Annotated in this window: 24 protein-coding genes and 1 tRNA gene; 10 read left to right on the top strand and 15 right to left on the bottom strand. The window is 68.1% G+C overall.

Annotation, left to right across the window (positions count from 1 at the left end; translation table 11 throughout):
* Window positions 1-80: 80 nt before the first annotated feature.
* Window positions 81-1,016: an NADP-dependent oxidoreductase gene (locus ACFVTR_RS10845; RefSeq protein WP_387037203.1), complete on the bottom strand. Its 936-nt coding sequence runs from the start codon at window positions 1,014-1,016 to the stop codon at window positions 81-83.
* A gap of 36 nt (window positions 1,017-1,052) precedes the next feature.
* A complete protein-coding gene (locus ACFVTR_RS10850; protein ID WP_387037205.1) occupies window positions 1,053-2,135 on the bottom strand; it encodes an alkene reductase in 1,083 nt (360 codons plus the stop codon).
* Window positions 2,136-2,232: 97 nt separating this feature from the next.
* Here ACFVTR_RS10850 and ACFVTR_RS10855 point away from each other — a divergent pair, with 97 nt between their 5' ends.
* Window positions 2,233-2,739 carry a MarR family winged helix-turn-helix transcriptional regulator gene (locus tag ACFVTR_RS10855; protein WP_387037207.1) on the top strand — a complete coding sequence of 169 codons (507 nt, stop codon included), beginning with the start codon at window positions 2,233-2,235 and terminating at the stop codon, window positions 2,737-2,739.
* Window positions 2,740-2,760: 21 nt separating this feature from the next.
* Here the strand turns inward: ACFVTR_RS10855 and ACFVTR_RS10860 are convergent, their stop codons facing one another.
* The 3 genes from ACFVTR_RS10860 to ACFVTR_RS10870 form a co-directional block, all read right to left on the bottom strand.
* Window positions 2,761-3,126 carry a hypothetical protein gene (locus ACFVTR_RS10860; RefSeq protein WP_387037208.1) on the bottom strand — a complete coding sequence of 122 codons (366 nt, stop codon included), beginning with the start codon at window positions 3,124-3,126 and terminating at the stop codon, window positions 2,761-2,763.
* Window positions 3,113-3,994, bottom strand: a complete 882-nt coding sequence (locus tag ACFVTR_RS10865) for an RNA polymerase sigma-70 factor (RefSeq protein WP_387037210.1) — start codon at window positions 3,992-3,994, stop codon at window positions 3,113-3,115. The genes ACFVTR_RS10860 and ACFVTR_RS10865 overlap by 14 nt, the downstream gene beginning before the upstream one ends.
* A gap of 186 nt (window positions 3,995-4,180) precedes the next feature.
* A complete protein-coding gene (locus tag ACFVTR_RS10870; RefSeq protein ID WP_387037212.1) occupies window positions 4,181-4,918 on the bottom strand; it encodes an alpha/beta fold hydrolase in 738 nt (245 codons plus the stop codon).
* A gap of 362 nt (window positions 4,919-5,280) precedes the next feature.
* Between ACFVTR_RS10870 and ACFVTR_RS10875 the strand changes: the two genes are divergently transcribed.
* A complete protein-coding gene (locus ACFVTR_RS10875; protein WP_387037214.1) occupies window positions 5,281-5,646 on the top strand; it encodes a GNAT family N-acetyltransferase in 366 nt (121 codons plus the stop codon).
* A 188-nt stretch (window positions 5,647-5,834) separates the two neighbouring features.
* On the opposite strand, the gene ACFVTR_RS10880 is transcribed toward ACFVTR_RS10875, so the two are convergent.
* Window positions 5,835-6,785 carry an alpha/beta hydrolase gene (locus ACFVTR_RS10880; protein ID WP_387037215.1) on the bottom strand — a complete coding sequence of 317 codons (951 nt, stop codon included), beginning with the start codon at window positions 6,783-6,785 and terminating at the stop codon, window positions 5,835-5,837.
* A gap of 248 nt (window positions 6,786-7,033) precedes the next feature.
* Between ACFVTR_RS10880 and ACFVTR_RS10885 the strand changes: the two genes are divergently transcribed.
* The 5 genes from ACFVTR_RS10885 to ACFVTR_RS10905 all read left to right on the top strand — a co-directional run bounded on the left by ACFVTR_RS10885 (window position 7,034) and on the right by ACFVTR_RS10905 (window position 12,074).
* A complete protein-coding gene (locus ACFVTR_RS10885) occupies window positions 7,034-7,966 on the top strand; it encodes an alpha/beta fold hydrolase (RefSeq protein WP_387037216.1) in 933 nt (310 codons plus the stop codon).
* A gap of 112 nt (window positions 7,967-8,078) precedes the next feature.
* Window positions 8,079-9,707 carry an MFS transporter gene (locus tag ACFVTR_RS10890; RefSeq protein ID WP_387037218.1) on the top strand — a complete coding sequence of 543 codons (1,629 nt, stop codon included), beginning with the start codon at window positions 8,079-8,081 and terminating at the stop codon, window positions 9,705-9,707.
* Window positions 9,704-10,072 carry a YciI family protein gene (locus ACFVTR_RS10895; protein ID WP_376925805.1) on the top strand — a complete coding sequence of 123 codons (369 nt, stop codon included), beginning with the start codon at window positions 9,704-9,706 and terminating at the stop codon, window positions 10,070-10,072. Before ACFVTR_RS10890 ends, ACFVTR_RS10895 begins: the two co-directional genes overlap by 4 nt.
* Window positions 10,073-10,095: 23 nt before the next feature.
* Window positions 10,096-11,289, top strand: a complete 1,194-nt coding sequence (locus ACFVTR_RS10900) for an RNA polymerase sigma factor (protein ID WP_387037749.1) — start codon at window positions 10,096-10,098, stop codon at window positions 11,287-11,289.
* A 47-nt stretch (window positions 11,290-11,336) separates the two neighbouring features.
* On the top strand, window positions 11,337-12,074 hold the full coding sequence (locus ACFVTR_RS10905; RefSeq protein ID WP_387037221.1) for a metallophosphoesterase family protein: 738 nt from the start codon (window positions 11,337-11,339) through the stop codon (window positions 12,072-12,074).
* A 32-nt stretch (window positions 12,075-12,106) separates the two neighbouring features.
* Here ACFVTR_RS10905 and ACFVTR_RS10910 read toward each other — a convergent pair whose 3' ends face one another.
* From ACFVTR_RS10910 to ACFVTR_RS10920, 3 genes are all read right to left on the bottom strand, one after another.
* The gene (locus ACFVTR_RS10910; protein WP_387037223.1) at window positions 12,107-12,733 is read right to left on the bottom strand and encodes a sigma-70 family RNA polymerase sigma factor; all 627 of its coding nucleotides are present in this window, start codon (window positions 12,731-12,733) and stop codon (window positions 12,107-12,109) included.
* 77 nt (window positions 12,734-12,810) lie between these two features.
* Window positions 12,811-15,624 carry a BTAD domain-containing putative transcriptional regulator gene (locus ACFVTR_RS10915; RefSeq protein WP_387037225.1) on the bottom strand — a complete coding sequence of 938 codons (2,814 nt, stop codon included), beginning with the start codon at window positions 15,622-15,624 and terminating at the stop codon, window positions 12,811-12,813.
* A 1,440-nt stretch (window positions 15,625-17,064) separates the two neighbouring features.
* Window positions 17,065-17,499: a hypothetical protein gene (locus tag ACFVTR_RS10920; protein ID WP_387037226.1), complete on the bottom strand. Its 435-nt coding sequence runs from the start codon at window positions 17,497-17,499 to the stop codon at window positions 17,065-17,067.
* A 268-nt stretch (window positions 17,500-17,767) separates the two neighbouring features.
* Here ACFVTR_RS10920 and ACFVTR_RS10925 point away from each other — a divergent pair, with 268 nt between their 5' ends.
* The 3 genes from ACFVTR_RS10925 (at window position 17,768) to ACFVTR_RS10935 (ending at window position 19,686) form a co-directional block, all read left to right on the top strand.
* Window positions 17,768-18,025: a hypothetical protein gene (locus ACFVTR_RS10925; protein WP_387037228.1), complete on the top strand. Its 258-nt coding sequence runs from the start codon at window positions 17,768-17,770 to the stop codon at window positions 18,023-18,025.
* Between the two features lie 114 nt (window positions 18,026-18,139).
* Window positions 18,140-18,502 carry a metalloregulator ArsR/SmtB family transcription factor gene (locus ACFVTR_RS10930; protein ID WP_387037230.1) on the top strand — a complete coding sequence of 121 codons (363 nt, stop codon included), beginning with the start codon at window positions 18,140-18,142 and terminating at the stop codon, window positions 18,500-18,502.
* Window positions 18,503-18,543: 41 nt separating this feature from the next.
* Window positions 18,544-19,686 carry an MFS transporter gene (locus ACFVTR_RS10935; RefSeq protein ID WP_387037232.1) on the top strand — a complete coding sequence of 381 codons (1,143 nt, stop codon included), beginning with the start codon at window positions 18,544-18,546 and terminating at the stop codon, window positions 19,684-19,686.
* 412 nt (window positions 19,687-20,098) lie between these two features.
* Here ACFVTR_RS10935 and ACFVTR_RS10940 read toward each other — a convergent pair.
* The 6 genes from ACFVTR_RS10940 to ACFVTR_RS10965 form a co-directional block, all read right to left on the bottom strand.
* Window positions 20,099-20,174 (bottom strand) — tRNA-Ala (locus ACFVTR_RS10940).
* Window positions 20,175-20,277: 103 nt separating this feature from the next.
* Window positions 20,278-20,640, bottom strand: a complete 363-nt coding sequence (gene rsfS, locus ACFVTR_RS10945; RefSeq protein ID WP_157424224.1) for a ribosome silencing factor — start codon at window positions 20,638-20,640, stop codon at window positions 20,278-20,280.
* Between the two features lie 38 nt (window positions 20,641-20,678).
* Entirely contained in the window at window positions 20,679-21,920 is a 1,242-nt protein-coding gene (locus tag ACFVTR_RS10950) for a hypothetical protein (RefSeq protein ID WP_387037234.1), read from the bottom strand.
* The gene (gene nadD, locus ACFVTR_RS10955) at window positions 21,917-22,516 is read right to left on the bottom strand and encodes a nicotinate-nucleotide adenylyltransferase (RefSeq protein WP_387037236.1); all 600 of its coding nucleotides are present in this window, start codon (window positions 22,514-22,516) and stop codon (window positions 21,917-21,919) included. Before nadD ends, ACFVTR_RS10950 begins: the two co-directional genes overlap by 4 nt.
* Window positions 22,517-22,532: 16 nt before the next feature.
* Window positions 22,533-22,751, bottom strand: a complete 219-nt coding sequence (locus ACFVTR_RS10960; RefSeq protein WP_376945304.1) for a hypothetical protein — start codon at window positions 22,749-22,751, stop codon at window positions 22,533-22,535.
* Window positions 22,752-22,821: 70 nt separating this feature from the next.
* A complete protein-coding gene (locus ACFVTR_RS10965) occupies window positions 22,822-24,090 on the bottom strand; it encodes a glutamate-5-semialdehyde dehydrogenase (RefSeq protein ID WP_387037238.1) in 1,269 nt (422 codons plus the stop codon).
* Between the last annotated feature and the right edge of the window lie 28 nt (window positions 24,091-24,118).

A 24,118-nucleotide genomic window follows, 5' to 3' on the forward strand; every position in this document is an offset into this window, starting at 1 on the left:
CCGCTGCCGTCACGAACTCAGACCGGACTCCCACCCGATCTGTGACGGGTGGGAGTGAATTCGTCGTCGCCGCCCCTCGGTCACCACCCGGTCGGCGTGAGGATCACCTTCCCGCGCAGCGCCCCGGACTGGGCCAGCGCGTGCACCCGGGCGAGGTCCTTCAGCGAGTATCGGGCGCTCACATCGAGGTGTAGTTCCCCGGCATCGACCAGGTTCGAGAGTCGAGCGAGCTGGGCGGCATCGCTGCGTGCGAAGACGCTCACAGTGCGGATCCCCGTGCCCGCGGGCGCCACGCCCGGTGTCGTCGTCGAGACGAACGCACCGCCCGGCGCGACGAGCGCGACGAGCGCCGCGGTCTCTTCGGGCGTCGTGCGCACGAGATTCACGACGATGTCGACCGGTCGATTCAGCGTGTCCGCCACGGAGCGTTCGGTGTAGTCGATCACCTCGCCCGCACCGTGTGCGAGCACGGCGTCGCGGCTGCGCGCACCGGCCGTGGCGATCACCGTCGCACCGGCCCGTGCGGCGAGCTGCACGACGAACGCGCCGACCCCGCCGCCGGCACCGTTCACGAGCACCGACCGGCCGGGGCGCACACCGGCCGACTCGACGGCCTGCCATGCGGTGAGTCCGCTCGACGCGAGCGATGCCGCCTCCGGCAGCGGAACGGACTCCGGAGCAGGGGCGAGCGATTCGGCCGGCACGGTGACGTACTCGGCCGCCGCACCGGAGGCGGTCATCGCCAAGAAGGCGATGACGTTCCGGCCGACGAGGTCGTCGGCCACGCCCTCACCGATGTCGACGACGGTGCCGCTGAGATCGATGCCGGGCGTGTGCGGCAGGTCGATCGGGAAGGCGTTCGCGAGGGCGCCGGTGCGGATCGTCGCATCGACCTGGTTGAACGTGGTGCCTGCGACTCGCACCAGGGCCTCGCCGGGGCCGGCGATGGGGCGAGGTACTTCGACGGTCTCGAGCACGGTCGGGTCTCCGTAGGCGGAGTATCGGATGGCGCGCATGATGCAGTTCCTTTCGTGTGGATGGTTCGTGGATGATCAGGCTGCGAGCCGCGGGTAGTCGGTATACCCGCGCTCACCACCGCCGTAGAGCGCCGACAGGTCGGGCTCGTTCATCGATGCTCCGGCCCTGATGCGGGCGGGCAGATCGGGGTTCGCCAGCGCGAGGGCGCCGACGCTCACGACGTCGGCGAGTCCGTCGCGTACGTCCTCCGCGCGGCGGTCGATGTCGGCGCCTGCCCGGTTGAGCACGAGCCCTCCTGCCCAGCGATCGCGGATGTCGCGGAGCAGCCCCTCATCGCCGAGATGCACGACGTGCAGGTAGGCGAGCCCGAGCGGAGCGAGCGCGTCGACGAGCGCGCCGTAGACCTCGGCGACGTCGTCCTCGACGATGTCGCCGAGCGGACTGCCCGGGCTGATCCGATAGCCGACCCGGTCGGCGCCGATCTCTTCGGCGACAGCAGTCGCGACCTCGACCGGAAAGCGCACGCGGCCGAGGATGTCGCCGCCGTACCCGTCGGTGCGGCGGTTGGCGTTGGTGCTCACGAACTGCTGCAGGAGGTAGCCGTTCGCGCCATGGATCTCGACGCCGTCGGCCCCGGCGTCGACCGCGAGACGCGCGGCGTGCCGGAAGTCGGCGATCGTCTGTGCGAGGTCGGCTCCGCTCATCTCACGCGGCATCGCCATGGGCTGCGGTCCGGCGGCGGTGAACATGTCGCCCTTGGCGGCGATCGCCGACGGGGCGAGTGGAGCCCGTCCGTGCGGGGTGTTGGAGGGGTGGGCGACCCGGCCGACGTGCATGAGCTGGATGACGAGCGTCGATCCGGCCTCGTGGACCGCGTCGGCGACGTCACGCCAGGCCGCCGCCGGGGCCCCGTTGTGGATGCCGGGTGTCGCCAGGTAGCCCTGCCCGTCTTCCGACGGCTGGGTCCCCTCGGTGATGAGCATCGCGAGCGACCCCCGCTGCGCGTAATAGGTCTGCGTGAGCCCCGTCACGAGCCCGTCTGCGGTGGCCCGGCTCCGGGTCATCGGTGCCATCGCAAGGCGGTGGGCGAGCGGAATGCGACCGAGCCGTGTCGGCGCCCACAGCGCCTGGGTGGTCTCGATTTCCGTGTTCGTCATATACTCCTTCGAATTCGAACTACTTGCTACGAATTCGAAACAGTAACGCTCGACCGATTATTTCCAATTCGAACGAATTTCTTCGTAGGATCGCGGTATGTCCGCCTCAGCTGTGCCGCCTGCGCTCCCTCCCGAGTTCGGCGTCTACTTCTCGCTCCTTGAGGTGAGCTCCCTCGTGCAGCACGGCGTTGCGCGACAATTGCGCGCTGACGGCGGCTTGAGCTTCACGCAGTTCCAGATCCTCGCGATCCTCGGTGAAGACACGTCGAGGCGGAGCACGATGACGGCCCTCGCCGACCGGCTGGTGCATAGCCGCAGCGGTCTGACCTATCAGGTCGATCGACTCGAACAGGCCGGGCTCGTGGTGCGCGAGTCATCCTCCGACGACGAGCGAAGCGTCAACGTCATACTCACGATGGAGGGCGCCGCCCGGCTCGAACGCGTGCTTCCCGGGCACATCGAGGTCGTCCGTGCGGTGCTCGTCGATGCGCTCGAACCGACGGACCGCGAGGAACTGACCCGACTGCTCGGGCTCGTCTCGACGTTCATGCGCGCCCAGCCGCCCCGGTCGACGGGTCGAGCCGGGAGGAACACGCGCGGCTGACACGCGAGGAGTCGCCGCTCGTCAGCAGATGTCGGGGCGTCGACGGTTCCAATGAGCGAGCTTCGCCGGCGCCGTCGAGAGCCAGAGTGCATCGATCGACTCCGCACCGTCGAGGCTCAGTACGCCCACCACTTCGCCACCCTCGCGGCGGAGGGCGATGCCGGAGCGCCCGCTCACATGCACGGCCCGCAGCGAGACATCCGCATACCGAGTCAGCTGTGAATCGAGCGCGCGGATCACCCGAACGCGGCCGCACAGCTCGCCGCCGGTCTCGTCGCCGGTGTCGACGATCAGCGCGACATCGCGGTGCAGCACGCTCGACAATGCAACCTCGTCCCAGTTCTCCCATGCGACGAGGAGACGAGCGGCGAGGTCATGCTGTGACACGGGATGCCACAGCTCCGAGCTTGTCGGGGTTCATCATCCAGAGGACCTGGTCGATGCCCTCCGCGCCGACGACCAGCGTGATCACCGCGAACGTGACGCCGTCCTTCGAGAGGATCACCGATGCCTGGCCGTTCGTGTCGGCCTCGGTGATGTCCACGCCGTTCCAGAAGTGCGTGTGGAAGGCGCGCACGAACTTCGCGACGCGCTGGCGGCCGACCACCGGGAACTTCGAGGCGCGTACGACACCACCACCATCGGAGTACGACACGACGTCTTCGGAGAGCAGGCGCTCCAATTGCATCAGGTCGCCGGTCTTCGCCGCCGTGAGGAACGCGGTGAGGAGTCGCCGCTGCTCCGACTGCGGCACATCCCGTCGGCGTTCACCGGTGAGGTGCTTCCGGGCGCGGGAGACGAGCTGCCGGGCCGCGGCCTCGGAGACCTGCACGATCTCGCAGATCTGGTCGTACGGGTATGCGAATGCTTCGCGCAGCACGTAGGCGGCCCGCTCGGTCGGGGTGAGACGCTCGAGCATCACGAGGACGGCGAACCCGAGCGCCTCGGCTCGCTCCGCGCCGAGGGTCGGGTCGGCGCTGGTGTCGACCGGTTCGGGCAACCAGGGGCCGATGTAGGTCTCGCGCTGGCTCCGCGCCGACTGCAGCGCGTTGATCGCGAGGCGAGTCGTCGCGGTCGCGAGGAAGGCCGGCGGGTCCTGCACGACGGTGCGGTCGGTGCCCTGCCAGCGCAACCACGTCTCCTGGACGATGTCCTCCGCTTCGCCGGCGCTGCCCAGCATGCGGTAGGCGATGCCGAAGAGCCTCCCGCGCACGGCCTGGAAGGCGGCGAGCGCATCGTCGAGGTTCGCATCCATGCTCTGATCCTGTCAGTCGGTGGAGGGACGCCAGCCGTCCTTTTCCAACTGAGACCGGATGGTACGCGCGGTTGTGACACGTCCGGGAGGAAAAGTCGAGATTCCCTGAGCGCCACCGTGGTGCCGCGGGTGCGCGAGACCGGCGGCCGGTCCCGCGCACCTGCGGCGCGAGGATGCGGAGGCTGTCTACGCGGCAGCTCGGTCGTCGAGCACTCCGCGTACGGCTTCGAGGATCGTGGCTGCCACCGCTTCGGGCTGCGAGACGCTGACCGCGTGCGACGCTCCCGTGAGTTCGGTCGTGCCGCGCGATCCTGCACGTTCGGCGCCGGCCCGGAGCACGGCGGCCGGGATGTTGCGGTCCTCGCTGCCGAACACGTGCCATGACGGGCGGTCCTTCCAGCCGGGAATCGTCGCCTGCACGGCGTCCTTGAGTGCCGCCTCGGTCACGGGGCGCTGGGTCGCGCCCATCAGTCCCGCGACCTGGACGGGCACGTCGGCGGCGAACTGGTCGCGGAACACGGGACGGCGGATCACGAACTCGATGCCGCCCGTCGAGATCGGACGTGCGTCGAGGGCGTCGCCCAGCGTGGAGCCGGGCTCGCTCGCCGACAGCGAGAAGGCGCTGTCACCGGGCTCGGGCACGAAGGCGGAGGCGTACACGAGGCCGACGACCTGGTCGTTGCCGGCGGATGCCTCGCTGATCACGAGTCCACCGTACGAGTGGCCGACGAGCACGACCGGCCCGTCGATCGAGGCGATGACGTCGCGCAGGTACGAGGCGTCGCCGGCGAGGCTGCGGAGCGGGTTGGCGACTGCGACCGAGGTGACCCCCTCGGCGTAGAGGGCCGCGATGACGCCGTTCCAGCTCGCGGACTCGGCGAATGCGCCGTGCACGAGCACGACGGTCGGCTTCTGATCTGACATGACTGTTCCCCTTCTCGAATCGTTCCCGCAGTGTGCGGGTCGGTATCAGCTCAGACCGAGCGGAGCATCAGGTTGTGACGACCTCGGCAGATCTGTCACAACTCGGCCATCCGCTCGGTCTTCGCTGATGACAGGCCCGGCCGAGTCGTGAGAGAAGAGCGGGAGCACTGGGTTTCAGGCGGCCTTTCCGGAGGTAGCGCCAAGCAGACCACGGCTGGTCCCACCCGCCGCCGGGATCCTGTCGCAACCAGTGGTTCGGACAGAAGGAGAACGCGATGAGTGCAGGCGACGGCATCAGGTCGATCGAGTATCCCGATGCGGCCGGGTATCCCGACGGCGCGGGCTTCCTCGACGAGGGCACCGTGGCCCTCCTCGACGAGGTCGCGACCAGCATGGTCCGCGAGGTCGACCGACCCTCGGCGGACGCTGAGTCCGAGATCCAGTTGCTCCATCGCTCCGACGAACAGGTCTATGCCGCCACCATCGACGGCAGGCAGATCGCGACGTTTCGCTACGACGTCGTGGACGGCCGGGTCATCGTGCTCACGACGACCGTGGTGCCCGAGTTCCGCGGGAGGGGCATCGCCGCCGACCTCGTCGCCGATGCGCTCGACGACATCCGCGAACGTGGACTGCGCATTACGGTGCGCTGCCCGTTCGTCGCAGCCTTCATCGCCGAGAATCGGCAGTACGCGGATCTGATCGCACTGGAGCGGGCGGGCGCGTAGGCGATACTCCTCCATGTGCTCCGGCGCTCGATGAGCCTCAGGATGGAGAGGCGACGTCGACACGTCGTGATCGCACTCCTCGTCGGGTTCCGACGATCTGGATGTCGACGCCGACGGCCCGGCACCGGGCCGGCCTCCGGGGTGCAATGGCACCCCGGAGGCCGGCCCGAACGCGATGCGTTCGGAGCTCACGCGCGGCCGAGCGCCTTGCGGAGCACGTGCACCGCCTGCTCGACCGCTGCCGTGACAGCGGGCGAAGGCCGGAGCGGGTTCAGCATCATGAAGTCGTGCAGGGTGTCGTTGTAGCGCACGCTCGTGGTGCGCACACCGGCCTCCGAGAGACGCCGCGCATACGCTTCGCCTTCATCGCGGAGCACATCGTTCTCGTCGGTCAGCAGGAAGGCCTCGGGCAGCCCGGTCAGTTGCTCGAGCGTCGCGCGAAGCGGTGAGGCCGTGATCTCGCTCCGCTTCGCGACATCCGGCAGGTAGCTGTCCCAGAACCACGCCATCGCCGCCGCGGTCAGGTACGGACCGTCGGCGAACTCGCGATAGCTGTCGGTGTCCTGCGCGGCATCGGTCACGGGATAGTAGAGCGACTGGTGCACGAAGGAGACGTCTCCTCGTTCCTTCGCGAGGAGCGCGACCACCGCCGTCATGTTCCCGCCGACGGAGTCGCCGGCAACGGCCAGGCGCGCTGCATCGAGGCCCTTCTCGGCGCCCGAGCGAGTGATCCACTGGGCTGTGGCGTAGGCCTGTTCGATGGCGACGGGGTGCTTCGCCTCCGGCGAGCGGTCGTATTCGACGAAGACCACGGCGGCATCGACACCGACCGCGAGCTCGCGCACGAGCCGGTCGTGGGTGGCCGCGTTGCCGATGACCCAACCGCCGCCGTGGATGTACAGGATCGTCGGCAGCGGAGCGGTCGAGCCGACCGGCTTGACGATCCGCACCTGGACGTCGCCGACCGCGGCGGGAACGGTGATCCATTCCTCATCGACGTCGGGCTTCGCGATCGGGGCGGCCTGCAGGTCGTCGAGGACCTTCCTGGCGCCGTCCGCGCCGAGCTGGTAGAGGAACGGAGGTGTCGAGGTCGCGTCGGCGATCGCCTGCGCCTCGCTATCGAGGACGTGCTTGTTCATGATCGGTGCCTTCCGGATCGAGTCGGTGTCTGGACGGACGAATCCGACGGATGCGCCCTGCCCGCTACGACCGCGCGGCTCGCCGTTCTGTGACGACCGCACTCGCAGCAGCGATCAGCGCCGCAGCCATCGCCGTCGCCGTCCGTCACACTCGCGCCCCCTGGCCGGTCGAAGCTTCTGACGGGTTCCGTCGGAGCCCGCCAGGCCGCAACGCCACAGGAGCCAGGTGCAACGAGAAGGAGCACACCATGAGCGCGACACATCGACTCGAGCCGCAGCGCCACGTCGAAACGACCCACCTCGACGTCGCCTACTTTGAAGCAGGTCCGGAGGACGGCCCCCCAGTGCTGCTGCTGCACGGATTCCCGTACGACATCCACAGCTACATCGACGTGGCACCGAGACTGGCCGACGTCGGCTTCCGCGTCATCGTCCCCTCCCTGCGCGGGCACGGCGACACCCGATTCCTCGACACCGCCATCCCCCGCAGCGGGCAGCAGGCCGCGCTGGGACAGGACGTGATCGAACTTATGGACGCCCTCGGGATTCCGCAGGCGATCCTCGCGGGATACGACTGGGGCGGTCGCGCCGCCTGCGTCGTCGCGGCACTCAGGCCCGAGCGCGTCACCGCCCTCGTCTCCGTCAACGGCTATCTCATCCAGGACATCAGCGCTTCGATGCAGCCGATTCGCCCCGACCTCGAAGCGGGATTCTGGTACTTCTTCTACTTCCTCACCGAGCGCGGCCGCGCCGGACTGGCCGAGGACCCCCGCGGCATCGCGGAGGTGATCTGGCGTCGCAACTCCCCCGACTGGGACTTCAGCGACGCCAAACTCGACCGCGCCGCCACGGCGTTCGACAACCCCGACTTCGTCGACGTCGTGATCCACTCCTACCGGCACCGGCTCTTCCATGTGCCCGGCGCACCGGAATACTCCCGGCTCGAGGCGCAGTTGGCGCAGCTTCCCTCGATCGCCGTGCCGACGATCACGCTCGACGGACTCGCCGACGGCAACTTCCCTGCGCGGGATGCCGCCACCGCCGGTGCTCGCTTCGTGGGACCGTACGAGCACCGACAGGTGCCGCACGCCGGCCACAACCTCCCGCAGGAGGCACCGCTCGATTTCGTGGCAGCGATCCACGACGCGGCGGAGCTCGCGACCCAGCGGCCTGCCGCTTAGCTCGGTGCCCTCAGCTCGACCCGCGTGCACCCCATCCCCGCTGACGTTGTCGAGGACGGCGCAGCGTCTCCGACCAGTCCGTGTCGGAAACGCCGGCGAAGAGGAGGAACACATGACGACCATACGAACGGGAGTCCGCGAGCGAGCGGGAGTACGAGAGTGGTCGGGACTGGCGATCCTCGCGCTCGCAGCGCTGGTGGTCGCCATCGACACCTCGGTCGTACTGCTCGCGTTGCCGAGCATCGCAGCAGAACTGGACCTCGACGCAAGCGAGCAACTGTGGATCATCGACGCGTACGGTTTCGCGCTCGCGGGATTCCTCGTGGCATTCGGGAGCATTGCCGACCGCCTTGGACGCCGTCGGATGGCGGTCATCGGGGCTGCGACGATCGGCCTCGCCTCCGCCGCGGCAGCATTCGCGCCGACGCCCGAGTTGCTCATCGCCGCGCGCGGGCTCACCGGCATCGGTGCTGCGGCGCTCACGCCATCGCTGTACGGACTGCTGACTGGGCTGTTCCGGGATGACCGGCAGCGATCGGCCGCTCTCGGCGTATTCATGACCTGTCTCATGGGCGGCATGATCATCGGACCGCTCATCGGCGGCATCCTGTTGAGTTCATCCTGGTGGGGGTCGGTTTTCCTGCTCGCCGTGCCCGTCATGGCGCTCGTACTCGCGATGTTCCCGTACCTGCTCCCGGAGGGCCGCGACGAGTCGCGGCAGCCGTCCCGACGTCGCATCGACTGGCTGAGCGTGCCGCTCTCCCTCCTGTCCATCCTTCCCATCGTGCACGGCCTCAAGGAGTTCGCCCGAGCTGGCGCCGACTGGGAGCCCGCGCTCGCCGTCGTGTTCGGCGTCGTGGTCACGGTGGTGTTCGTTCGCCGTCAGCGACAGCTCGACAGCGACGCGCGACGTGCACCGTTGCTCGACCTGACGATGTTCCGGACCCGGGGCTTCAGCCTGGTGCTCTTCAGCCTGTTCGCGATGACAATGCTCACGGGGCCGCTGATGATGCTGAACACGCAGTTCTTCCAGCTGGTCGCCGCCGTCGATGTGCTCGCGGCAGGCATCCTCACCGTGCCGCCGGCGATCGTGAGCGTCACCGGATTCGTCCTGATGCCGTTGATCGCACGGCGCATTCGCCCGGGCCTCGTCATCAGCGCCGGTCTGGCGCTGATCGTCGTCGGGTTGGTCGTGATGGCACAGGTCTCGCCGGCGGTCGGCCCCTGGCCGCTCGTAGTCGGATTCAGCATCGTGAGCTTCGGCGCCACGCCGCTGCCGACACTCGGTTCCAACCTGATCATCGGGTCCGTGCCGGTGGAACAGGCGTCATCGGCCGCGTCCATCTCGGAGACCAGCGGGCAGCTCGGCTACGCCCTCGGTATCGCCGTGATCGGGAGCATCGTGACAGCGGCATACCGGCTCGCCCTTCCGCCGGTGCCGGGCCTGAGCCCGGCCGACCGTGCCGTCGCCGCAGACAGCATCGCACGAGCGGTCGAGCTCGCGATGTCGTCGGGCAATGATGCACTGCATGCTGCGGCAGCGACCGCCTTCAGCTCCGGCATTCAGACCGCAGCGCTGATCGCTGCCGCGATCATGGCGACGCTCGCCGTCGTCACCGCCGCGCGGTTGCGTCACATCGAACCGTTCGGGCGTAGCGTCGAGAACCTCGACACGACTCCGACCAACACGGGAAGCGGCACCGCGCCGCACCGAAACACGATGAAGGAGAACCAATCGTGAAGTATCTGATCCTGATGCACGTGGACCCCGAAGTCATCGCGTCGCTGAGCCTCGAGCAGCAGCAGCACATCGGCGCCGGCCATGAGGCGTTCATGGCGAAGACCACCGAGACGGGAGAGATGCTCAGCACGCATGCGCTCGGCGCTCCGAGCCAGACCAAGGTCGTGCGCGCTCGAAACGGGAGACCTGAGACCGTCGACGGACCGTTCGCGGAGACCAAGGAGTTCATGGGCGGGTACTACCTGCTCGATGTCGAGTCGGAGGAGCGCGCGATCGAACTCGCCAGCGAGCTCCCCGATGCGAGCATCGACGGTCTCGCCCTCGAGATCCGGCCCGTGATGTTCTCGGCCGGAGCAGACGTCTGACGCACGCATCCGAGGGGGACCTGCTGCGCGCTCATGCGCCGCAGGTCCTCGCTGCGCTCCTTCGCCGCTACGGCACGGGTCAACTCGACATCTGCGAGGACGCCGTGCAGGAGGCCCTGCTCGCGGCACATCGGCAATGGCCACGAGACGGCAAGCCCGACGACGCGTTCGCCTGGTTGCTGACGATCGCGCGTCGACGCATGATCGACCGCATCCGGAGCGATCATCATCGGCGCGACCGGGAGCATGCCTACGTCGAGCTGTGGCAACCGCTCGCCGACCCACCGACCGTTCACGCCGATGAGAGCATCTGGCTCCTCCGGTTGTGCTGCCATCCGGCTCTCAGCCGCACAGCCCAGGTGACATTGACGCTTCGCGCGGTCGCCGGCCTCACCACGGCGCAGATCGCGCACGCGTTCCTCCTCCCCGAATCGACGATCGCCCAGCGCATCAGCCGAGCCAAGGCAGGCATCCGCTCGGCTGGAGCGAACTTCCCGCCGCCACTCGGCCCCGGCGACCGCCTCGACCAGGTTCTCGACGTCATCTACGTGATGTTCACCGAGGGGCACACCTCCAGCTCCGGCGCCCATCCCAACGACATCCGGCTGAGTGACGAAGCGATCCGGCTGGGGCGGCTCGTCCACGAGGTCCAGCCCGACCACGTCGAGACGGCCGGCCTGCTGTCGTTGATGATCCTCACCGACGCCCGCCGTGCCGCACGCACCGACGCTCGCGGCGCCCTCATCCCGTTGGATGAACAGGAGCGCTCGCGCTGGGATCGTGATGCGATCTCCGAGGCGACCGACATCCTCGACGAGGCGTTGACGAGAGGCACGCCCGGCCCGTACGCGATCCAGGCCGCGATCGCGGCGCTACATGACGAGGCTCCGAGCACCGAGACCACCGACTGGCCGCAGATCCTCGCCCTCTACCGCTTGCTCGACTACACGACCCAGAACCCGATCGCCACCCTGAATGGTGCTGTGGCAGAGGCGATGGTGCATGGTCCCGAGGCAGGGCTCGCCACCATCGACGCGCTCGTCGACCTCGGACGGATCACGGATCGCAGGCGGATCGCCTCCGTTCGCGCGCACCTGCTCGAGCGCGCGGGCAGGACCGCGGAGGCGATCGAGGAGTACCGTGATGCTGCCCAGCGGACCCTCTCGATTCCGGAACGCGACTACTTGGCCGGCCGCGCCCGGCGACTCGAACCTTGAGCCGGTTGCATCCGGATGCCACCGACTGCCGAACAGAGGAGGACCCCTTGACCGTCATCGCACATCTCAGCGACATGCACCTCGACGGGTCGCCACTGCGACGTCGCCGTTTTCACGCCGTGCTCGCCCAGCTGGATGAGCTGCCGAGCGTCGATGCACTGGTCCTCAGCGGTGACCTCGCCGATCATGGCGAGCCGGCCGAGTACGCAGACCTCTTCGCGGCGCTCCCCGAGGGACTGCCGGCGCTCGTCGTGCCGGGCAACCACGATCTCTCCGCCCCACTGCTCGCATCACTTCAGGAGCACGGCCGCCCGGCATCGCTGAACGGAGTGATCGACCTCCGAGGTCTCCGACTGATCGGACTGGATTCGCACATCGACCACAGCGACGAGGGCGAATTGGGGCCGGCGGCGATCGAGTTCGCCCGCGAGCAGCTCGCCGATTCGCCGGGCCCGACGGTCCTCGTGCTGCACCACCCTCCCGTTCCGGTCGGTCATCACGTCATGGACCGCTTTCGTCTTGGCAACGGCGAGGCCCTGGCGTCGCTGATCCGCAGTAACGAGAACGTCATCGGGGTCTTCACCGGGCACGTGCACACGGCGTTGGCGACGACCTTCGCCAGGCTGCCGCTCGTCGGGGCGCCGGGCATCGTCTCGACCATGCGGCTGGGGAGCAGGACCGACCCGATCGCAGATCCTCTGGCGATGCCGGGTCTCGCCATCCACGACATCGAGGGGTCGACCGTGCGCACGGTGTTCCACTACCTCAGCCCCTCCGCCCTGTGAACCTCGCACCCATCGCGCCAGCGGCTGTGGGGTCACGCACAACCGGACGCGTGCGCGAGCTCGAGTTCCAGCCCACGTGCGTCGCCCTCGCGGGCGGCGTTCCGGAACGCGCGGAAGAGCCGTTGGTGGGCTGAGCGGTCGACGACTCGCTCCCGGGCGACCGAGAGGTGCTTGCGAGCACGGCTGACGAGTTGCCGTGCAGCCGTCTCGGTCGTGTCGATGACGATGGCAATGTGCGCATAGGGGTAGTCGAATCCGACGCGCAACAAGAAGGCGGCCCGCTCGGCAGGCGTGAGCCGTTCCATCATCAGGTACGTCGCGCGTTCGAGTGCTTCCTCGTGCTCGACGTCGGCGGCGGGGTCGCCGGTCGTCGCCGCCGGGCCCCCGAGCAACGGCTCGATGGATGTCTCGTGCCGCACCCGCGCGCTCTGCAGTACGTTGATCGCGGCACGAGTCGTCGCCGTGGCCAGGTATGCCATCGGCTCGCGCACGCTAGATCTGTCGCAAAGTTGCCAGCGCACCCAGACATCCTGCACCACGTCTTCAGCCTCGACGGCACTTCCGAGTATGCGGTAGGCGATGCCGAAGAGTCGGCGTCGACCCTCGATGAAGACCGTCAGGCCGACGGTCGTATCCGGCGCGAGTGCAGTGGATCCCATGGATCACACACAACCGGGAGGGCGTGCAGGACGAGTGCAGTGTCAGTGCAAGCTCAGTGCATGCGACCGCATGGAACTCAGTCGGCCGGCCGACGCTCCATCTCGGCGAGAGCGTCCTCGATCCACGTCCGCAGGATCGCTCCTTCGTTCTCCTTTGTCATGAAGTCCTCGTGGTCCCGCACGAGACGGTCGAACCGATCCCGCGCCTCATACGCTTGGTTCCTGTGGCCTGCACCCGCGGAGGCGATCGTCGTCGCCATCGCGCGGTACGCCTGGATCATGACGTCGAGCGAGTCACGGGTGGCCTCGACGAGTTCGAGGCACTCCCCGAATTCCCCGCGTCTGACGTGAACCATCGCCCGATACATCGCCGCATATGGGGTCAAGTATGCGGACTTGGACGCGACGATGTGCTGATCCGCCTCGGCCGTGACGACGTCGAGTTCGTCGGTGGTGCCGTACATCAGCATGGCGTGCGCCTGCGTGACGAGGGCGATCGCAAGGATGTCGGATCGCCTCGATCTCCGGGCCGCCTCGACCGACTGAGCGGTCAACTCCAAGCGCTTCGAACCCGACGCATGTATGTGCCCGAGGTTGCGCAGGGTGTTCGATTCGCCCACGTGGTCGCCCCAGGCGCGATAGGTCTCGAGCACACGCTCGAAATGACGCTCCGATTCCGCCTCGTGGCCGCTCATGCCGAGGTTCACGGCGAGGTCTCGTCGAAGTTCGACCTCGAGACGTTCGTCTCCGCACCGTTTCGCTGCTTCAGTTGCCTGGGCGATCACCTCGATCATGACCGAGGGCGCGTCGACGGCCTGGCGCATCGGCCGCCAGTCGAGCGCGATCAGTGCGGCCTCACGGTCGAGGCCCAGGAGGAGCGCGATGCTGAACGTCTCGAGAACGGCCTTCCGTTCTGCGAGGAACCATCTGACGGCGTCATCGGATGATTCGAAACTCGCAACGGCCTCTGGCACAGGCGGCGGTGACTCAACCTCGACGACGGCTGGCCGGCCGAACGCCAGGTACGCGCGACGCGTCATGTGAACATAGTGGCCGACGAGTCGTCGTTGCCCCTCAACGCGTTCGTCGGTGCCCTCCGCCAACTCCCGCGCGTATGCACGGAGCAGGTCGTGAACCGCGAACTCGCCTTTCGCAACGGTGACGAACATGTTCGCGCCAACGAGTTCGCCGAGAATCGCCGACGTACGGGCCAGGTCGAAGTCCGCAATGCTCGCGAGGGCGGCACGGGGATGGGTGACACCCGGGTGCACGGATGCCAGTCTGAACAACCGGGCCGCATCGGCCGAGAGCGCGCGATACGACCATTCGAACGTCGATCTCAAGTCGATGTCCGCGTCGATCGCGAGCACGTCGAGCGCCGATGCTGTGGCCGAGAGCCCATCGGCGACATCGTGCATCGCCTCGCGAGAACCGGCCGCGGAGGCCGCGGCGAGGGCCAGCGCGAGGGGAAGGCCGGCGCAGGATGCGACGATCGAATCGATGGATGCCGGATCCGATCGCACGCGAGACTCGCCCAACCTCCTGACGAGGAGGCGCCTCGACTCCTCATCGGTCAGCCGGCGCAGCGGCACGGGGACGGCACCGTCGTGAACGACCAGGCCCGGGAGGTGCGATCGGCTCGTGATGATCACGAGGCACCCCGGAACGCCGGGCAGTAGTGATCGCGCCTGGTCGGCGTCAGCCGCATTGTCGATCACGACGATCATGCGCCGTCCGCCGATCGCCCGGCGGTACGCGTCCCGCAATGGGTCGGCGCCGCCCTGGATCCCGGCGACGGATCCGCCGAGGTCGGCCAGCAACTGTCCCAGTGCCTCCGTGTCCGACAGCGCCTCGCCTTCCGGCGCGTATCCACGCAGGTTGACGAACAGCTGGCCATCGGGGAAACGGTCGGCGACGGAGTGCGCCCACTGCACCGCGAGCGTCGTCTTGCCGATTCCGGCCATGCCGCTGATCGCGAGAATGGCGGGCTCGCCGCGCAAGGCGTTCGCGGTCGTCTCCTCGAGCAGGGTGCGGATCCCTTCCCGGTCCACGACCGCGGCGGGGGCGAGCGGGAGCTTCTGCGGAGCCTCCGCGGTGGGCGCGCCCCGCTCGTCATCGCTCAGGACCTTGTCGACCGCGGCCTGCAGCTCGGCGCCCGGCGCGATCGAGAGTTCCTCCCACAGGCGCCGCCTGGCGGCGTCGTACACCGCGATCGCATCGGCGCGACGACCGCAACGGGCCAGCAACGTCACCAATTTTGCCTGCAGGCGTTCGTCGAGAGGGGCGTCGGCCGCGACGCTCTCGATCGCGACGGCGAGTGACGAGGGATCACGCAGGTCGAGCGCGCACTCGGCCGCGTCGAGCGCGAGAGCGATCCGGTCGCGTTCGACTGCGGCGAACGACGGGCGGGCCAGCGCCTCCCAGCCGAGTCCGCTGAACGGCGTTCCGGCGGCGAGTTCGAGCGCCTCAACGTACGTGGAGGCTGCGTTCTCGACCGAAGACCGTCGCGCCTCGGACCACAGTTCCGAGACGCGGAGGAGGTCGGACTCGACGACCGCAGGATCGAGCCGGTATCCCTCCCCCGCACCGAGCACCGCCGTCCCAGTGGCTCGTGCAGGCAGCTCCGGTTCCAGCAGGCGACGCAACTCGCCAACATGTCGCTGCACTTGATTGACCGCCGTCGACGGCGGCTCATCGCCCCACAGCAAGTCGACGAGCTCTCCGATCGAGACTGTCTTGCCGCGGGCGGCGAGGAGGCTCGCCAGGATGAGCCGCTCACGAGGCGGTCGACTCATGAGATCCACATCCGGGCGGAGCAGGCGCAAGCCGCCGAAGACCGCAACGGAGACTGCGTGCTCGATGTCGCCCGAAGGAGCTGAAGAGAAGGTCAACGCACCCGCCAATCGGCCCACGGTGCGTGAGCGTCACCAGAATATCCGTCAGAACCGCGACACCGATGCCCCACACTGCTTTTGTGTCACAATCCTCGGAACGCCAGTCGTGATGAATAGTGGAGTCGTGAGCGGTCTTCCAGGGCAGGTGTCGTTCCCGCTCGGGCGTCTGCCTCGCCGGCCGCCGAGCCCACCTCTATTTCGGACATGGCGTAGGCCACAAGATCGAAGATGTTCATCGCTGTAGCGACCCATTGCGACTTCGTGCACGTCGGCACCGAAGCTGTGGTGGCGCGATAGCGGGCTGAATCGGCGGTCTGGCCGATGCCGTTGTGTCAAGGGGGCGCGGAACGAACAGCACTCGGCGTTCAATGTTGCTGTCGGGCGGCGAGGGGAAATCCGACGGCAGGCTGGCCCAAGGCTCGGGCCGCAGTCGACCCGACTGCGGGGAACCTCCCCCAGGATGAGAGTCGACGGCCAGCCTGCTCAGGGGGCTGGGCCCGGGTTTTCGTGGATCGACCGATGCCCGGGCCTGCTGGTCCCACCGTCGAATTGCCGCATTCGATCCGCGTAACGGAGCTGAGACCCGGGCTGGGCTCCGTTTCGGAGACGAAAAGGGAACACGCCGGCCCGCGCGGGATGGTTCGATTCCACGAGCGCCCGCGTTATGTGTGGCCCTGATATCCTCGGCCTCACCAACATGTGCGGCGGCGGCTCAGTTTCGGGTACTTTGCCTCCTCAAGACCGGATGTGTTGAGTCGGGCGAAGAGATCAGAGGGGGCAACCGCCTTTCGTCCCTGAAGTAACGCGAGCGCTAGAGCGTACGCCATCGATGAATCCGCGACCCTACCCGTGTAGGACATCGATGGCCGGGCCGGTGAGACCTCTTCACCTGCCCGGCGGCTCGCCCTCGAGCTACTTGACGCTCACTGTGTTCAGGAGTGGACTAGTCCACAGCCGGGGGTGCACAGGTGTCTCCGGTCGCGGGCTGACCCAGTTCGCCGGCCACCCCCACATCTTGCGGCGATCAACGACGGCGGGTCAGCCCGCGCCTGTCCCTCCCCTGCCGCGACTTGAGTCACTTTCGCTCATGCGGTAACCCGGGACGGGAGCGTTACTACCATCGGCGCGCTCACGGTTGTTCATGGCCTCTCCGTTCGCTGGAGGACCATTGTCGTCAAGGGACGTTGCTCGCGTCAGGGACTTGGAAACATCTCGCGGGCGAGGTAACCTCTGGCCCGCTGCTGGGACCTCCGTCTTCGCTTGGACAAGACCTGAGCGGCGCGGCCGGCAGTGGCGGATGCCGCAACCGACCCGATTCCGGATGCACGGCCCGCCCCTGCCACCAACCGGTCGGTCTTCTACTCGGCGAAGGTAAGCCCGGACTGGCTTCTCTGCCCTCGTCGCGGGAGGAACACCCCTGGACAGGCCAGAATCTACCTAGTGCAGTTCACGTTCGCGTTCGCGTTCCACCAAGGCGATCAAGCTGGCAAGGTCGGAGGCGAGTACCCTGTCCAATCCTGCCATGCTCGAGGCAAGCTCTTCCGCCCGCGGTCCGTCGATCTGAGCATGCAGCTCCAATCGGCTGCCCGTGTCTTCACCGTGGGCCTCGTGGCGGACCGTCAAGGTGCCTCCATCGAGGAAGACCGTGTCTTGAAAGGCGAGACCGGGCACGATATCGCTGACCATCATCGGAGTCTCCTCGCCGTCGCGAGTCTTCATTACGCCGTGGACACCGATGCGAAGAGGCTCTTCGAGTCGGATGTACTCCATGCCGGGTGCCCACTCCGGATGCGTCGCCACGTCGCACCAGCGGGCGTGAAAGTACTCGGGAGCAACCCATGATCTTGCGGTGATCACCGGGAATGTCATCATTTCGTGGATCATACCGAACCAGGCGAGCGTGGCGCGGTGTCATCTGGCCGGGACATGCTCGATCCCTTCTCGTCCTGGCCCCGACGAATCTTGCGATTGATCAGGAGTTCCGGGTGGATTAGAAGGGACTCGAACCCTTGACTCTTGATAGCGCGGCACCGTGGTCAGTACACACAAGTGTGACTTGTGGATGCCAATAGTTCTAAGGGATGACGACCTGATCGCGACGAGCGGTCATGTCCGTTGAATGCCGCTCCCTGCGGCTGGTGTGGATGAAGAGAGCCGCAACCGCATCACCCATCTGACTGCTCGGGTCGCGGTCTCGACAGGCCACGCCGCCGGCAAAGCTGGCTTCGCCGCGGCCACGTTGTGGAGCCTCCAACGAGTCGTCCGTCAGCACTACGTGACCTTTGACAGCTTCGGTCCGCTCGAGGTTGTCGAGACGCCACAGCAGCTTTCCGACCATCGCCGGCGCCTGAAGCGCGGCCCGACCTGGGAGATCCGCACGCTCGCGGAGGAACGGTGATTCAGGCCCAGCTTCGGCGAGCGAGTGGTGATACACCCTCCTAAGCATCGATGAACTTCGAATTGACTGCGCCCAGTCCATCGACGTTTGTCAATATTCATCTAGGATAGTCACATGTCCACCACGCTGCTGCCCGTAGTTCAGCCCGATGCCGCCTTCTGCTGCACCCCGCTGACCAGCGAAGCCATCGACGCTGAGCGGGCGGTAGGCCTCGCGAACAAGCTGAAGGCCCTGGCGGACCCGACACGGCTTCGACTGGTGTCCATCGTCGCCGCGTCCGAAGGAGCCGAGGCGTGCGTCTGCGACCTCATCGAGCCCGTCAGCCTGAGCCAGCCCACCGTGTCGCATCACCTGAAGATCCTGATGGATGCCGGCTTCCTGTCACGGAGCAAGCGCGGCACGTGGGCGTACTACAAGCTGATCCCCGGCGCCCTCGGGGAGCTCTCGCAGCTGCTCGACGTCACCGCATCCCGCTGACCCAGTAGCCCGACGCCGCCGTGTCGAGGTATCCGCTCGGAGTGCGCCTCGCCGCACTCTCCATCGGCCAGGTCATCAGCTGGGGCATCCTCTACTACGCCCTGATCGTCGCTGCACCCGCTATCGCCGATGCGACCGGCTGGGGAGTCGCGACGATCATGATCTGCTTCTCGGGCGGGCTCATCGTCTCGGCAATGGCCGGCATCCTGGTCGGCCGGTGGCTCGACGGTCGGGGGCCCCGACTGATCATGACCCTCGGCGCCATCGCCGGAACCCTTGGCTTGGCGATCGTCAGCGCCGCGCCCAACCTCCTCGTGTTCACGCTCGGCTGGGTCGTCTGCGGCCTCGCCCAGGCTGGAGTGCTCTACCAGGCGGCATTCACCGTTATCGCGCGCCGCCACGGCGACGCTCGCCGTGGCGCGATGACCATCCTCACGCTCGCGGGCGGCCTGGCCTCAACGTTCTTCGCGCCAGCAGTAGCAGGGCTTCTCAGCATCCTTGACTGGCGGGCGACCTTCCTCGTTCTTGCATTCGCATTGCTCGTCCTGACCGTGCCAGTGCACTGGGTCTTTCTCGAACGCACATGGGCACCGCTTCCACCCGCCCACGAGGGAGAGGCGGTCCATAACGTGAGCACGGTCATTCGTACTCGCCAGTTCTGGATGCTCGAGGCCTCGATGATCGCTCTCGCCGCTGCACTGTTCGGCGTCACCCTCGCGATCATCCCGCTCTACATGGAGAAGGGGCTGACCTACGAGCTAGCGGCCTGGTCGCTCGGCCTGCTCGGCGCTGGCCAAGTCATCGGCCGCCTGCTCTATCTCGTCATCCCGCACGACACCGCGCCATGGCGACCCCTCGCCCTCACCTCGGCGCTCGCGGCCCTTGTGCTCGCGCTCATGGGATTCGTGCCCGGGCCGCCCTGGCTGCTCATCGTCATCGGAGTGATCGCCGGCGCCGTTCGTGGAGCGCAAACACTTGTGCAAGGTTCAGCCGTCGCCGATCGCTGGGGCACGCGCAACTACGGATCGATCAACGGCGTCTTCGCTGCGCCGATCACCGCGATCACGGCGCTGGGGCCAGCCTTGGGCCCTGTGATCGCGATGGCCGTAGGCGGATACTCCACGATGGCCATCGTCCTCGCCGCACTCGCGGGTGTCGCCGTGTTCACAGCCCGACTCTCCTGACCCACTCCCCTGTGCCCTCGACACGTCTCGAGCTCGATGGGGTGACACCTCGAGCACGCCCCGTGTTCCGTCTCATTCGGAGCGCACCATCGGCCACGCCCACCACTTCGAGCGCGCGCGCTGCTACCTGGCGCAAGTCGTGCTCGTTGAGCAAACTGAGCGTCTGCCGACCCGCGACCTCTTCGGCCCCGATTCGAACTGAAAAAGCTTCCGCACCGAGTTGGCCCAGCCCCCGCGGACGTCGCGCCCGGTTCTCGAGGACAGCTTCCGCATCCAGGCGGGCTCTTTCGGAACCGCTCGAGCGCTGCATTGCAGAGCGAGCGTCGATGATCGAAAGATCGTCGGCGAACCGGGATGCATGCCCAGAAAACGAAGAAACCCCCGATGAATCTTGCGATTCATCAGGGGTTCTTGGTGGATCTGAGGGGACTCGAACCCCTGACCCCCTGCATGCCATGCAGGTGCGCTACCAGCTGCGCCACAGACCCATTTCGTTGGTTTCTCGCTCTCGCGGCCCAACGATTCGAGCTTACACCAGCCTCTTGCCCGAAACGAAATCGAGCGAGCCTCAGCCGATGAGGGCCCTCCTGATCAGGGATTTGCCGCCAGGATCGGCTCGACCGGCAGCGCCGGGCAGTCGTTCCAGAGGCGCTCGAGCCCGTAGTACATGCGCTCCTCTTGGTGGAAGACGTGCACGACGAGGTCGCCGAAGTCGAGCAGCACCCAACGGCCGCCCGCGTGACCCTCACGGCGTCCGGCACGGCCGAGCACCTCTTCGATGCCATCGGCGATGGCGACGACGTTGCGCTCGGAGGTACCCGTGACGAGCAGGAACACGTCGGCGAACGGGAGCGGCCGCGAGACATCCAGCGCGACCAGATCTTCGCCGCCCTTCGCGTCGGCCGCGCGAACCGCGCGTGCGAGGGAGTCGAGGGCCTGGGTGGATGCGGTCATACGCTCATTTCCGGTGTGCGAGTGGTGGTGCGAGCCGGTCAGAACAGTCCGGTCATCGCCCCGATGACGAGGGTGCCGACGACGCCGAGCGCGAGCACGCCGGCGGTCACGGCGAGAACGAGGGGCACGTTCATGCCCTCTTTCTTCGGCGGGGAGATCATGGTGCGCGCGGCGCCCTGCGTGCTGATCGCACGGGTCGCCGCGACGGGCGCAACGCCGGTGCCGACGTCTTCGACCTGGTGCTCGAACAGTCGGTCGACGTCGGACGAGTCGACCTGGCTCGGGTGCACGCCGGTCGCGCCGTAGCTGCGGGGCAGGTCGATCGAACCGGTCGCGAGCACCTCGCCCGGCTGCGCGAGCTGGTTGGCGAACGCGCCCTGGTCGGGCAGCGACGGGAGGATCAGGGCGTTCGTCGTCGTCGGCACGCCGTGGCTCAGCGCACCACGCGAAAGCATCTGGTCGAACGGCTCGGCGCGGCCCTCGGCTTCGGGGACGTTGAGCTGCGACGTCCAGTGGCCGGGCGAGCCCGCGCTGACGCCGGGAAGGTTGGGCACGCTCGCATCGAAGCCCGGGCTCACGGGCTGCGGCGTCGCCAGCGAGGCGGGCATCGGCTGCGGCGGTCGCTGCGGCTGCACGGGAGCCTGCGCCCCGGGCATCGCGGGAGCGACGGGGAGCGACGGCGCGGCGTCGGCCGGGGCGACCGGCTCGTCGTCGAACTCGTCGTCGAAGTCGTCGAGGGCGACCCCGTCGAGCATCGCCCGGAGTTCACGCCGCGTCAGCGTGCGCTCGGGCGCGGAGGGCATGGCCGGCGCGGCCGCGGGAGCCGACGGCGCCTGCGCAGCCGCGGGCATCGACGGTGCGACCGCGGGCTGCGGCGGGACCGCTGACGTCGGCGGCGCGGTGGGTCGCGGAGCGAAGGGGTTCTGGGGTGCCTGCGGCGGAACCGCCGTCACCGGCGCCGCCTGCTCGAACCCGCCGGCGGGGCGGGGCGAGGCGTAGCCCTGGCCGGGCGCCTGGTAGGCCCCGGGCGCGGTCTGCTGCTGAGGTGCGACCGCCGGCGTGGGAGCCGGCATCGCCGGAGCGGCGACGGGCTGCGGAGCCGGAGGCTGGGGCGCGTACTGCTGCGGCGCAGCGGGAGCCTGAGCCGGAGGTGCCGAATACACGGGCGCAGCCGGAGGAGCGGCCTGTTCCGGGGTCGCCGCACCGGCCTGCTGCTCTCGCAGGCGTTCGAGTTCACGCAGCTCGCGGCGCGTGAGCTGCGGTTCGTTGGACGACGTCATTCGACACTCCGGTAGAGATGGTGCTTGGAGATGTACTGGACGACCCCATCGGGCACCAAGTACCAAACCGGGAAACCCCGGCGCACCCTGCTCCGACAATCGGTCGACGAGATCGCAAGTGCCGGAACTTCAAGCAAGCTTACGTCCTGCTCGGGCAAACCAGTAACGCTCAGCACATGTCCCGGACGACTCACAGCAACGAAGTGCGCGAGCTCCCAGAGCTCGTCGACGTCCTTCCACGAGAGGATCTGCGCGATCGCGTCGGCCCCGGTGATGAAGAACAGGTCGGCATCGGGACGATCGCGGCGGATGTCGCGCAGCGTGTCGATCGTGAAGGTCGCCTTCGGCCGGTCGATGTCGACGCGACTCACCGTGAACCGCGGGTTCGATGCCGTCGCGATGACCGTCATCAGGTAGCGGTGCTCTGCCGTCGTGACGACCGTCTTGTAGCTCGGCTGCCCGGTCGGCACGAAGACGACCTCATCGAGGTCGAGCGACTGCGCGACCTCGCTCGCGGCCACGAGGTGGCCGTGATGGATGGGATCGAACGTGCCGCCCATGACCCCGATGCGGGGCCGACGGCCCGAGTCGGTCACGCGGCGACCGCTCGCCTCAGTGGCCGTGCCCGTCTCCGGAGTGGCGGGCGGCGTAGGCCTCGGCCTTCGCGCGGTGACGGTTGGCGACGTCGCGGTACGACGCGGTGACGATGCCGAGCACGGCGAAGATGATCAACGCGATGAGCCCGTACATCCAGGCTTCCATCGGCAGCTCCCGTGCGTGCACCGTCTCGGTGTACAGCGTGCCGGTCAACGCTGCGGTGGTGAGGCTCATTCGGCCGTTCCTTTCGAATCCTGCTGGTAACGCTCCCGACAGTCTAGCGAGAACGGTGGTCGGGCCGGGCTCAGGCGCGCACGTGGCCCGCGCCGCGCACGATCCACTTGGTGCTCGTGAGCTGCGGCAGGCCCATGGGCCCCCGCGCGTGCAGCTTCTGCGTCGAGATCCCGACCTCGGCGCCGAAGCCGAACTCCGAGCCGTCGGTGAAGCGCGTCGAGGCGTTCACCATGACGGCGGCGGCATCGACCTCGTTGAGGAATCGCTCGGCGTTGGCGAGGTCGTTCGTGACGATCGCCTCGGTGTGCTTGGTGGAGTATCGGCGGATGTGATCGAGCGCGTCGTCGAGCGAGTCGACGACGCCGACCGAGAGGTCGAGGCTCATGTGCTCGGTCGCCCAGTCCTCCTCGGTCACCGGCACGGCGTCGGGCCGAAGCGCGCGCACCCGCTCGTCGGCGTGCACGGTCACCCCGGATGCCTCGAGGCGGTCGAGCACCGCGGGCAGCAGCCGCTCGGCCGCGGCGCGGTGCACGAGCAGCGTCTCGAGCGCGTTGCAGACGCTCGGCCGCTGCACCTTCGCGTTGTGCACGAGCTCGACCGCCCACTGCTCGGGGGCGCTCTCGTCGAGGAACATGTGCACGACCCCGGCTCCCGTCTCGATGACGGGCACGCGGGCCTCGTCGACGACGGCGCGGATGAGGCCGGCGCTGCCCCGCGGGATCAGCACGTCGACGTACTCGCGCGCCTGCATGAGGTGGCGGGCGCCGGCGCGGCCGAAGTCGTCGACGGTCTGCACCGCATCACCGGGGAGGCCGGCGAGGTCGAGGGCGTCGCGCAGCACCTCGACCAGCACCCGGTTGGTCTGCTCGGCGGCGCTGCCGCCGCGGAGCACGACGGCGTTGCCGCTCTTCAGCGCGAGCACCGCGATGTCGATCGTGACATTCGGGCGCGCCTCGTAGATCGCGCCGACGACGCCGAGGGGCACCCGCACCTGGTCGATGCGCACGCCGCTCGGCAGCGAGCGGCCGCTCACGGTCTCGCCGATCGGGTCGGTGAGGCCGATCACCTCGAGCACGGCGTCGGCGAGCGACTCGACGCGGCGCACGTCGAGGGTCAGCCGATCGAGCAGCCCGTCCGAGAGGCCGTTGGTGCGACCCGCCTCGAGGTCGAGCGCGTTCGCCGCGACGACCTGGTCGGCGCGCGCCCGCAGGAGCGTCGAGACCTGCTCGAGCGCGGCATCCTTCTCGGCGGTCGAGGCGCGCGCGAGCAGGTGCGAGGCCGCCTTCGCGGCGGCGAAGCGCTCGTCGAGCACGGCGAGGTCGAGGTCGGGATGCTCCATGGCACCAGCCTAGGCGAGCGACCGCACG

Origin of the sequence: Agromyces sp. NPDC058126, from assembly GCF_042884595.1 — a bacterium.
In the GTDB taxonomy this organism is placed as follows: Bacteria; Actinomycetota; Actinomycetes; order Actinomycetales; family Microbacteriaceae; genus Agromyces.